This window comes from Hyella patelloides LEGE 07179, assembly GCF_900659865.1.
GTDB lineage: Bacteria > Cyanobacteriota > Cyanobacteriia > Cyanobacteriales > Xenococcaceae > Hyella > Hyella patelloides.
Window position 1 is genome coordinate 1 of record NZ_LR213998.1, and the last position, 11,335, is coordinate 11,335.

9 protein-coding genes and 2 pseudogenes are annotated in these 11,335 nt (G+C 38.4%); 3 read left to right on the forward strand and 8 right to left on the reverse strand.

What is annotated here, in order from left to right; all coding sequences use genetic code 11:
• Positions 1 to 15: 15 nt before the first annotated feature.
• Positions 16 to 390: a GNAT family N-acetyltransferase gene (locus H1P_RS25540; RefSeq protein WP_246141952.1), complete on the forward strand. Its 375-nt coding sequence runs from the start codon at positions 16 to 18 to the stop codon at positions 388 to 390.
• On the opposite strand, the pseudogene H1P_RS25545 reads toward H1P_RS25540, so the two are convergent.
• The 7 genes and pseudogenes from H1P_RS25545 to H1P_RS25570 all read right to left on the reverse strand — a co-directional run.
• Positions 319 to 711: pseudogene (locus H1P_RS25545) on the reverse strand (arginine--tRNA ligase); the annotation flags it as partial. The gene H1P_RS25540 and the pseudogene H1P_RS25545 sit on opposite strands and share 72 nt — an antisense overlap.
• A gap of 132 nt (positions 712 to 843) precedes the next feature.
• Entirely contained in the window at positions 844 to 1,239 is a 396-nt protein-coding gene (locus H1P_RS38495) for a 3'-5' exonuclease (RefSeq protein ID WP_246141950.1), read from the reverse strand.
• Complete coding sequence (locus H1P_RS38500) at positions 1,232 to 1,471, reverse strand: exonuclease domain-containing protein (protein WP_246141951.1); 240 nt, start codon at positions 1,469 to 1,471, stop codon at positions 1,232 to 1,234. Before H1P_RS38500 ends, H1P_RS38495 begins: the two co-directional genes overlap by 8 nt.
• A gap of 474 nt (positions 1,472 to 1,945) precedes the next feature.
• Positions 1,946 to 4,225 (reverse strand): FdhF/YdeP family oxidoreductase, encoded by a 2,280-nt coding sequence (locus tag H1P_RS25555; RefSeq protein ID WP_144872784.1) that lies wholly within the window; start codon positions 4,223 to 4,225, stop codon positions 1,946 to 1,948.
• Between the two features lie 129 nt (positions 4,226 to 4,354).
• The gene (locus H1P_RS25560) at positions 4,355 to 4,540 is read right to left on the reverse strand and encodes an OsmC family protein (protein ID WP_144872787.1); all 186 of its coding nucleotides are present in this window, start codon (positions 4,538 to 4,540) and stop codon (positions 4,355 to 4,357) included.
• A gap of 100 nt (positions 4,541 to 4,640) precedes the next feature.
• The gene (locus tag H1P_RS25565) at positions 4,641 to 5,147 is read right to left on the reverse strand and encodes a DinB family protein (protein ID WP_144872790.1); all 507 of its coding nucleotides are present in this window, start codon (positions 5,145 to 5,147) and stop codon (positions 4,641 to 4,643) included.
• A 104-nt stretch (positions 5,148 to 5,251) separates the two neighbouring features.
• Positions 5,252 to 5,809, reverse strand: coding sequence for a GNAT family N-acetyltransferase (locus H1P_RS25570; RefSeq protein WP_144872793.1), 558 nt, complete (start codon positions 5,807 to 5,809; stop codon positions 5,252 to 5,254).
• A gap of 423 nt (positions 5,810 to 6,232) precedes the next feature.
• On the opposite strand from H1P_RS25570, the gene H1P_RS25575 reads away from it, so the two are divergent.
• Together H1P_RS25575 and H1P_RS25580 are read left to right on the forward strand one after the other, a co-directional pair.
• The gene (locus H1P_RS25575; RefSeq protein WP_144872796.1) at positions 6,233 to 9,415 is read left to right on the forward strand and encodes an efflux RND transporter permease subunit; all 3,183 of its coding nucleotides are present in this window, start codon (positions 6,233 to 6,235) and stop codon (positions 9,413 to 9,415) included.
• Positions 9,416 to 9,417: 2 nt separating this feature from the next.
• Positions 9,418 to 11,013, forward strand: coding sequence for an FAD-binding oxidoreductase (locus tag H1P_RS25580; RefSeq protein WP_144872799.1), 1,596 nt, complete (start codon positions 9,418 to 9,420; stop codon positions 11,011 to 11,013).
• Here H1P_RS25580 and H1P_RS36530 read toward each other — a convergent pair.
• A pseudogene (locus tag H1P_RS36530) lies at positions 10,984 to 11,335 on the reverse strand (hypothetical protein); the annotation flags it as partial. The gene H1P_RS25580 and the pseudogene H1P_RS36530 overlap by 30 nt on opposite strands.

Below are 11,335 nucleotides of genomic sequence, written 5' to 3' on the forward strand. Positions count from 1 at the left end.
CACTTTTTAGATCGGGTGCTGGATTACTATTGGCAATACAACTTTAGTTTATATGCAGTAATCGAAAAAGATACTAAACAGTTAATTGGTTTTTGTGGTTTATTACCCTGGAAATTTGAAGCTAAAACAGAAATAGAAATCGCCTATCGTCTTGCTAAAGTCTATTGGGGAAGAGGTTTCGCTACAGAAGCAGCAACAGCAGTTCGTAATTATGCTTGGCAAAAGTTAGGAATTAAACAATTATTTTGTATTATTGTACCTGAAAATATGCGATCGATTCGTACCGATAATAGCTGGACGCAAATGTCCGACGTGCATCTCTTTGGCAATATTAGGACTGGGATAGTCTACTATAATTCTTTGAGGATTTTGAGTCGGTTCAATTCCTAATCTTTCGTCTCGCTGAATTTTACACAGTAATTCCCCAATATAATTGTATTTTAGCCTAAAGTTGATAAAACCTGGTCCAGCAATAGTGGGTATTTCGCACATATTTTCTAACTGAAGATTATTGACAATCGATTGAGCAATCACTTTCGGATGCTGTTTCAAGGGTTTAGCAAGGGACAAAGCTACATTGGATTGATAATCACCAAACTTTGGATTGTTTGTAGGAGCAACTAGAGGAGCTGTACCCACAAATTCTTCGCCGAACAAAGTAATCAAAACTTGACTAACGGAGTCATTAAGTTGTTCTAGTATAGAAGTCATAAAATTTAGTTTCTATAGAAATGGCTGCTGATTTATAGAGCTAGTTTTTTGAGATGTAATTAACTAATATGAAGTAAATTATACGTTCAGTTAGCGATTTATCAACGTACAAATATTGAAGTAGGTAAGTTATTACTTTTTTAAATACTTAATTTTTTCTCTTCCTAAAATATAAGGCATTAATCGCGCAATATTTTTGGCATCATCAATGCCACGGTGATGAATTCCTTCTAAATTAATTCCTGCTAAATTTAATGCTTTTGCCATTCCATGAGTATAAGAAAAACCTTGATTAGCGGAAAAAAGTTTTTTGAGATTAATCTGTTCGCTATCTATGGGGTAAGGTAACTTATGAAACTTACTATCTTTTTGGAATTGTTTGCGATCGTAATCTCCCCAAGAACCAAAAATAAAATTAGAATATTTACCTAGCCATTGTTGAAAATATGCGATCGCTTTTTGAGATAAAGGTGCATTCTCGACTTGTTGCTGAGTAATTGAAGTTAACCCAAGACAAAAATCAGTCAACACTCGCGCGTTCCTTTGCCGAGGAAGCCTCGGCAGGGTCACTCGTCAAAATAGGATGACGAATAGGCTTAATAAACGTTTGAAACTCATCAATTATCTTTAAGTTATCAGCTTCTACTATTACTGCACCAATTTCGATAATTTCCATTTCTTGCCGAGAAATTTCTTTTTTGTCACTACAAGTAGCTTCGAGATCGATAATTAAAAAGTATTGATATTGTTCAATATTCATGGATTAATTTAGTTTAACATCTGAATTAAATCGGCATCATTTCTCTAAATCATTACTTGAAATACAAATATAGTGTTACGTATTAACGTTAAGGTATTTTTTGGCATTTTAATCAAAAAACTCATTACTTATTATTTATTACTTATTATTTATTACCTCCAAAGCTCGTAAATTTTAATATCCGTCTTGGTGCGCGTTCCCTTGCACCTTACGTCGGCGCGGGGGTGGATAGGGGAGACTTTTCTGGTTTGAGATTTTGCTGCTAACAGTTGTCTATGGTTGGTTGAAGTCTCCCCATCCCCGCGCACCGCTAATCTAATTTTGTATGGCTATATATCCACCATGAATTCAGTCTCTAAGTTTGTTAGTTTTCCAACATTTTCTCTACTAATTTTTCTGCTTTCCGATTGATATCAACGAGAAAAAGTAATAAGAGAAAGCGATAAAAAACTTTAAAATAATCTTAGGCAATTGTCAGCTAGTTGTATAAACCAACACTGGTACTCGCTTAAAAGCTGGAGTTCCACAACGAGTCTCTTTGGGAGGATTAAAAATTACATTAACTTCTGGATAGAACATTAACGCAGCCCCTGAACGTACTGCACCATAAATAATCTCAATATTTTCTAGTTGACTGGCATTGCCCCTGACAGTTACACGTTGATGCTCTTGTAAACCAACACTTTCGGCATCAGAACGATTCATCAAAATACAGTGACGATGAGTCATCCCCCGATATTTGTCGTTAATTTTATAAACTACTGTGTTGTGTTGAGCATAACTGCGCCCCGTCATTAATGCTAAGACTATACCGCTAGTGTAGTTACTCACGCCAAAATCGACTGGTTGAGGAAGTGTTAACTGAGGCAATGGATTAACAAACATAATCGCTTTACCAGATGGGGTAGGAAAATGAGGGCGATTAATAATTCGTCCACCAATGGTAAATTCTTCTTCAGTTTCATCAATGTCGTGCATCTTCTCAAACCCAGGAATGGTTTGGGCAATTAACTGTCGCACATACTTGGTATCTTGAAGTTTGCGCCAATTAATAGGATGTTCTCCATGAATACGATGGGCAAGCTCAGTTATAAAATCAACTTCAGCAATCAGATCGGCATTTTTGAGATGAGTTTGACCTTCACTGTTAAGACGCACAAAGTTATTGCCTGATTCTACTGTAGTCTTATGAGGATTCTCAAAACGATTGAGAACAGGAATAATAATCGTGTGCTGTTGCGCCAAACCATGAAAATGTCCTAAATTAGGCTTGGTCGCCAGATAGATAATCGTGTTAATTTTGCCTAAAGCTCGCTTAACCTTATGGGAGTTAGGATTAGCTCCATATAGGTTGCCACCAACACAAATAAGAGTATCTACTTTTCCTGCATCTGCTGCTTCGATTAAAGCCTGAGTATCGTATCCTGGTACCCTACTCAGAGAGTAACCCAAAAGTTTTTCTAGAGACTGTTGAATTTCTTGTTTGAGTCTTACTGTGACTCCCATCGAACCAAAACCTTGAACGTTGGAATGTCCCCGTACAGGCATTAACCCAGTGCCTAACTTACCAACATTGCCAGTTATTAAAGCAGTGTTAGCAATACTGCTGACATTATCCACTCCGTTTTGCTGCTGTGTTATGCCCATCGCCCAGGCAAATACAACTTTAGGAGATGAGGCAATTATCCCCGCCACAGTTTCAATTTCTGTTTGAGCAATACCACAGGTTGTAGTAATCTCTTCCCAGGTCGTAGAGCGCGCATAATCAATGACCTCTGACCAATTTTCAGTGTATGCTTGCAAAAATTCTCGGTCTATTTTGTCCTGTTCGATCAAAGACTTTTGAATACCAACAAAGAGCGCAGCATCGCTACCAGGAATTGGTTGAAGATAAACAGAAGCAATTTCCGAACCAGTCAGTAAAGATTTAATCGGAAAAGCAGGAGAAGCAAACTTAACTAACCCTGTTTCTTTAATAGGGTTGATCGCAATAACCTTTCCACCGCGTTCTCGCAGTTTAATCAACTCATTCATCAGGCGGGGATGGTTAGAGGAAGCGTTAGAACCCGCTAGCACCACACAATCACTTTGTTTTAAACCTTTCAAACTGACTATTGATGTACCAGTGCCGAAGATTTGTTTGAGTCCGAAAGTTGAAGGAGCATGACAGAGATCGGAACAATCGGCAAGATTATTAGAACCCAAGGCTCGCATCATCAATTGTAGTAAAAAAGCAGCTTCGTTAGAAGAACGACCCGAACTGTAAGATGCCACTCGTTCTGGTGTTATTTTAAAAGCTGTTTCAGCAATTTGATAAATCTCATCCCAACTAATTTTTTGGTAGTGGGTACTTCCTTGAGATAAAATCACGGGAAAACTCCACCTTCCTAATCGATCTGCTTCTAAGGATGTCAGTTGCTGAAGTTGTTCGATGCTTTGCTGCTCAAAAAAATGTTTGCTAATTGCTGGTTGAATTTCTGCCAAGATTGCTTCAACACTTTTCATACAGCGTTGCAGCTTTTCTCCTTCTTCATCGGTGAATCCTCCTTTCTGTCCACCAGTTCCCCAAGAACAAGATAGACAAGCACTTTTATGCAATAAAGTCTTCCAAAGTTTGAATCCTTCTGGGGACAGTGTATGTTCTGCCCAATATTTGATTACAGGCAAGCCTCCCCCTATATCTGGTGGATGATTCTCATTCTGGGAATTAGATGGTGGATTCGGTTGAATCTGCTGTTGGTCGTTTCCATCCATGCGACTTACCTATCTTTTACTAATACTAATAAGTTCCTGAATATTTCTATAGTACTGAAATTTATCGAAGAGTTTATACTGTGTTTTGCTGTGAGAGTGAATAGACTAATAACATTAAAACCATCAAGGTCAACACGCTTTAATTGAAGATTGGCAAATAACAGGAAAATTAACAGAATTAGCTATGAAACAAAGTTCGTGAGCTTTATGATGTAACTGTGTAGCTTTTTCTGAATTATTCTCATCTTTAATAATTATCTCTGGCTTAAGTATTACTTCAGTAATACTTAAGCCACCATCTTTAGTTTCACACATTTTACCGACAGAGCGATCGCTATTAATATTTGCTATCGATAGATAATACTAACTTTTTTAAGTAAATCGTTCCGAAAGACTACACAACTGAGATAATTCATTAACTATAAATTACATCTCTAAGATAGACAGTTAAGTCATTTGCGGTAGGCGCAGCAGGAACTTGATACATCATGTCACTGACAAAACCCCTATGATAAGTAGCATGATTAACAACATGAAGAATCATTTCATAACGAGACATAGCTCCTTTTCCTCCATCAACAAATTGAAAGCTGATGATTTCTAGTAACTTTTTTTCAGAAATAGAATGGGCGTAATCAACATACCATTGGTCAATTATTTTGACTGATTGCCATAGTTCCTCCACTGATGGATAAGTTTCTGTATTTCTCGCGGTGTAGGGGTGGGATTTGTTTTCTAAATGAGCTTTGAAAATACAGTCAATAACATATACATGATTAAGTGTGTGAATTATATTTTTGTAGCGAGTTTCGCGCTCTTTAGTTACTTCGCTTTGTGGCAAAGATTTCACAGCTGAAAAGATAATCTCATTTGCCCACGCTTTATATCCAGTAAGTCTTTTAATGCTTTCAGTTAAACTCATAAAGTTATTTTTTTAAAGCTTTAATAATGCCTGATTAAAATTTTACATTGTCAAAAATGCAATTAAAGACAATATAAGTATTTTTTCAAGGTAACTTCTTAAAACTAAATATCTTTACTTTTCCATTCTTGATGAAGAAGCGAAAGTAATCTTACGTCTTCAAATTTGCCCCATTTTCTAACTCTTTGTCGTAATAATCCTTCTGGTTGAAAACCGTTTTTTTGCAATACTTTCCCCGATGCAGGATTTCTAGCCATGTGATAAGCATATATTTTATTGAGAGATAAACTTTCAAATCCAAAATTAAGTACAGGTTTTAATGCTTCACTCATATATCCTTTTCCCCAAGCTGTAACTGCTAACCAATAACTTAATTCCGCTACACAATGTTCTGTTTCTATCTCTCTAAGTTCGCTAATTCCAATTAACTTACTCTCTGCTTTAAGCTCAATGGCAAATGTTACAGCATGACCTGTTTTTTGTTCGGCTATTTGCTTTGAGATATATCTTTCTGCTTCTCCATCAGGATAGGGATGAGGAATCGAGATTGTTGTATCAGCTATTTGGCGATCGCTAGCAAGATTTTGGATTGAAACAGCATCATTGGGAGATAGGGGGCGTAATATCAATCTTTGTGTTTTTAATGTTGGGAGTAAAGACATAAAGTATTCAGAAAAAAGCAACCAAGCTAAAAGCGAACGCTATTTGATTAGGCATAACTTATGTAACTTAGAGAAAAATCACTTTGTAAGATGCGGTAGTAAAGTTGATTCAGACGATAGCATAGTCTGGATTTGGCGAAGAACGAAGTCGGAGGAAGCCCAGAAATAGCGATCGCAAAAAAATCAGTAACATCAATAGTATCAATTCAACAAAGCCAATCAACGCCGAGGGTAAGTACTTAAACATCACTGATTGATTCTACAATACTGGACTCTGGAGATTAAAATATATAGACACGTTCACACAAATAGTTCCATCTCTGAGCAGATAGAAACCAATAAACTAAAAACAAACTAAAAATAAAATATTTATTGCCTTCTCTCAAACTTAACTATTTAATAATTAATTAAACCCAACTGCTTATGAGTTTTAGTCTCTCTACTTGGTCGATTAAAAATCCGATTCCGATTATTGTTTTATTTACTATTTTAGCCATTCTAGGATTAGCCTCATTTAGTAATTTGGAAATTGATACTTATCCTAATATTGATATTCCTTCTATCAGCATTACTATAGTACAACAAGGTGCTAGTCCGACAGAATTAGAGTCACAAGTCAGCAGAAAAGTTGAAGATGCCGTTGCCGAATTAGACAAGGTAGACCGCATCATTTCTAAAGTTAGAGATGAGGTTTCTCTTACGAGTGTAGCCTTTAAAATTGGTATTGATAACAATGATGCCGTTAACGATGTTCGCAATGCAGTAGCTCAAATTCGTCAAGATTTACCCCAAGACATCGAAGAACCGATTGTCGAAAAAGATATATTCTATCGTGAGCCTGTAATCACCTATGCAGTTACTTCTACTGAACGTTCCATAGTGGAGTTAAGCGAATTTGTAGATCGGCAACTTTTACGTAAATTATTAACTGTCCCAGGAGTAGCCGAAGCTGATAGATTAGGGGGAGTAGACCGCGAAATTCGCATTAATCTCGATTCCAATCGTCTCCAAGCTTATGGAATCACCGCAGCAGAGGTCAACGATCAAATTATTCAATTCAACGTTAATTTGCCAGGAGGTCGTCTGAATGTGGGGGAGAATGAGCAGAATGTCAGAATTTTGGGTAGTGCCGAAACTGTAAGCAATTTGAGAAACTATCCGATTGAGCTTTCTACAGGGGATACGGTAGATCTTTCCAGTTTGGGAATAGTAGAAGATAGTTTCGCTGATGTGAGAAACTCTGCTTATCTAGGTGGCACACCAGCCGTCGCTTTTTCGATTGAAAGAGGAACAGGAAGTTCTATTGTTACCGTAGAAGAAAATGTCCGCCAAGCTGTAGCCGAACTTGAGCCTGAGTTACCAAAAGATATTAACTTAGAGTTGGTTTTTACACGTGCTGATACCATTCGTGCTTCTTCTCGTTCTACTTTAGAGGCTTTAATTTTAGGTTCATTATTAACAATAGTGGTGGTGGGAATCTCTTTAAGAGACTGGCGCATTACTCTAATTACTACTATTGCCCTACCGCTATCGATTATTCCTACTTTTTGGGTGATGAAAACCCTAGACTATACTCTCAATACCATGACCTTGAGTGCTTTAGCTTTGGCGGTAGGAAACTTAGTAGATGATGCTATTTGTATGATTGAAAATATCGATCAGCATTTGCACCAAGGAAAAAAACCTTTTAAAGCTGCGATAGATGCTGCGGAGGAAATTGGGTTAGCAGTAATTGCCACTACAGCAACCATTGTGGCAGTATTTGTTCCTGTAGCTTTTATGGGAGGAGTTCCTGGTCAATTCTTTCAACCTTTTGGTGTAACTTTTGCCGTTTCTACGGTTTTTTCGACTTTAATTGCTTGTACGGTAACGCCGATGCTGAGTGCTTATTGGCTAAAACCAACCCAGAAAACATTGAATGTCTCGATTAGAAATATTAATAAACGAATAGGTCAAAGAAGGTTAAATTCTCCTATTGGACGTTTGAAACCAGGAATTTATATAGAACATCGAAAAGCGATTAATCAACCAACAAAAGAGAATTCCCCTGCATTTCAGTTTGCTCCCTATCGCCATTTACTTAACTGGTCTTTATCTCATCGCAATTGGACTGTAGTAATTGCTGTGATTATTTTTATTGCTAGTCTCTCATTAAGTGCCTATATTCCTCAAGGTCTTTCTGATGGGGGGGATTTAGGACTTAGCACAATCGCTGTAGAACTTCCCCCTGGTTCAACTCTCCAAGAAACAGAAAATGTATTACATCAGTTAGGCAAGTCTATAAAGGAAAACTCCGCAGTAAAAAATGTTCTCGAAGTTGCAGGACATGATGGACAGGTACATTTAGGTTTAGCCTATGTGTCTTTAAAAGATAAAGCAGATCGTGACCTTTCTCAACGTCAATTTGAGCAACAACTTCGTCCGATACTCAATAAGATTCCTGGTGCTAAAATTAGTTTCCGTAGTTCGGGTGTGGGTGTAGGAAACAAAGATTTATCCCTAGTTTTACGGGGTAAAGACCCTGATATCTTAACGAAAGTTGCCAAAAATGCGGAAGCTCAAATGAAGGAGATTCCTGGCTTAGTAGATATTAGTTCTAGCGTTAATCTCGTTAAACCAGAAATTGCTATCATACCCGATCCTGTTCGAGCTAAAAGTCAAGGGGTTTCGGTATCGGCGATTTCTCGCACTGCCTTTATTGCCACTATTGGTAATATTAATTCCAGTTTAGCGAAATTCAATCTTGCGGATCGGCAAATTCCCATTCGCGTGCAATTAGATTCCTCAGCGCAAAAAGATATCAACACTATTAGAAATTTACAAGTTCCCAGTAACCAGGGTTCATTAGTCTCTTTAAAATCAGTAGCACACATCAGACTAGCTAGTGGCCCAGAAGAAATCAACCGCTTAGACCGTTCTCGTCAAGTAATTTTAGAAGCCAATTTGCAAAATATTGCCTTGGGAAATGCCTTGCAAGAGATCAGAAGCATACCCGCTCTGAACCCTCTACCTGATGGTGTGACTGAAGAGCCAGTCCCAGGAGGCGATGCAGAAATTATGCGGGATGTGTTTCAGCGTTTTTCTACTGCTTTAATTCTGGGAATTATCTGTATTTATGGCATTCTAATTTTGCTTTACAATAACTTTCTCTATCCTCTGGCAATTTTAACCGCTCTCCCCCTATCTGTAGGAGGTGCTTTTGTGGCACTGTTAATTACTCAAAAAGAATTAGGACTGTTTGCTTTAATCGGCATGGTGTTACTTATGGGGTTAGTCACCAAAAATGCTATTCTGCTCGTCGATTTTTGTTTGGATGGTGTCAGAAATGGCGTACCCCTCATCAAGTCAGTAATAGACGCAGGAGCTTCCCGCCTCAGACCGATTCTTATGACTTCGGTATCTACCATTGCAGGGATGATTCCCATTGCTTTAGGGCTGGGTGCGGATGGAGAAGTACGAAGTCCTATGGCGATCGCTGTTATTGGCGGATTTACTACTTCTACTCTTTTAACTTTAGTGGTTGTGCCAATTCTCTTTATCTTCATCTATAACTGGAATAAACACCTACGAAATATGGCCTCTTCACAAAAACAAGAACCAACTTAATTATGAATAAGACACTTGCTTTAGAAGCCTGGGAAAAACTCCTATCATCAGAAAATGTCGTTCAAGCTGCGGATTTACTGCAAAATGCTGCTACCGCTACCTATGCCACATCTAACAATGTAGAAGCCATTTTACGCCCCACCACCACAGAACAAGTTTCGGATTGTCTCAAAATTGCCAATCAGTATCAAATTGCTGTTTACCCCATTAGTAAGGGGAAAAATTGGGGTTATGGCTCTCGTGTTCCTACCGCCAACGGTGGTGTTCTCCTAGATTTATCGCAGCTAAATCGGATTATTGAATTTAATGAAGACTTGGCATATGTCACAGTGGAACCTGGAGTTACCCAACAGCAACTCTATCAATTCTTACAAGAGCAACACTCTCAATTGTGGATGGACTCCACTGGCTCTAGTCCCGATAGTAGTCTCATTGGCAATATCTTAGAACGAGGTTTTGGTCATACCCCTTACGGAGATCGCTTTGCTAATATCTGTGGTTTAGAGGTAGTAATACCCACAGGGGAATTAATTCACACTAGTTTTGGTCGTTTTCCCAATGCCAAAACTGCTCAACTGTATCGTTGGGGTGTGGGAGCTTATCTAGACGGCATATTTACCCAATCTAACTTGGGTATCGTTACTAAAATGACCATCTGGCTAATGCCTGCACCAGAGTATTTTCAAGCATTTTACTTTAGCGTTAAAGACAATAGCCAACTCCCCGCGTTAATTAATGCCTTACGTCCTCTACGTCTCAATGGCACAATCAAGTCAGCAGTTCATCTTGGCAATAGCTACAAAGTATTATCTGCAATTCGTCAGTATCCTTGGGAGGAGGCGCATAATACTACCCCCTTACCCCCAGAAACCATGGATTACTTTGCTAAAAGCTGGGATTTTGGTGCTTGGAATGGCTCAGGAGGAATTTACGGCACTAAAACACAGGTAGCAGAAGCCCGTCGCTTAATTAAGCAAGCTCTCAAAGGTAAAGTGAGAAAGCTGCAATTTATTGATGATACTCTGTTGAGATTAGCCCAAATAGTAGCCAAACAGTATCAGCAAGTAACGGGGTTAAACCTTCCTGAAATGCTCAAAATAATCAAGCCTGTATATGGCTTAATGAAAGGAATTCCCACCCCTACTCAACTCAAAAGTGCCTATTGGCGTAAAAAATCTGTTCCCCCAGAACAAATGGATCTAGACCAAGACGGCTGTGGATTGATCTGGTGCGCCCCCGTTGCACCTTTAGACGGTAATTGCGCCCAAGAAATCAACTCGATTACCCAAGACATTTTTACCCAATATGGTTTTGAGCCGTTTATCTCCCTTACCCTACTAACAGAGCGTTGTTTAGGCTGTATTCTCACTATTTCCTATGACCGTTATGTACCAGGAGAAGATGAAAGAGCAATGGCTTGCTATAAAGATTTATTAAAAGCGTTAACTAGCTCTGGTTATTATCCCTATCGTTTGGGTGTTCATTCAATGGATCTGTTAGCTGAGGGAGAAGAAAGCTATCAAAACTTACTCAATAAAATTAAAACCGCGATCGATCCCCAAAATATCTTAGCTCCTGGTCGTTATCTTCAGAGTTGATTTATGTCTTCTGGCTAATTCGCACAAAAGACTAAAACCCAACCCAATTAAAGCAAATATATTTTTTGATTCTGGAACGGTAGTCGGTTTGGAATCAGACTTGAATTCCGTCTTAATAGTTGTTATTGCAGTGTCAGCAACTAATTTATGTGTTGTGGTAGTAAAGTGCTGATTATCATAATACACATATTGCTCTGGGTTTTCACAAGGTACTACACCAGGGGAAATATCAGGAAAATTATTGGGGGATAAGCAACTTTCTAGAGGATTTTCCTGAAAACCAAAGTCAAGGGGATTTTCAAAGATATTTTCTAACAAACTA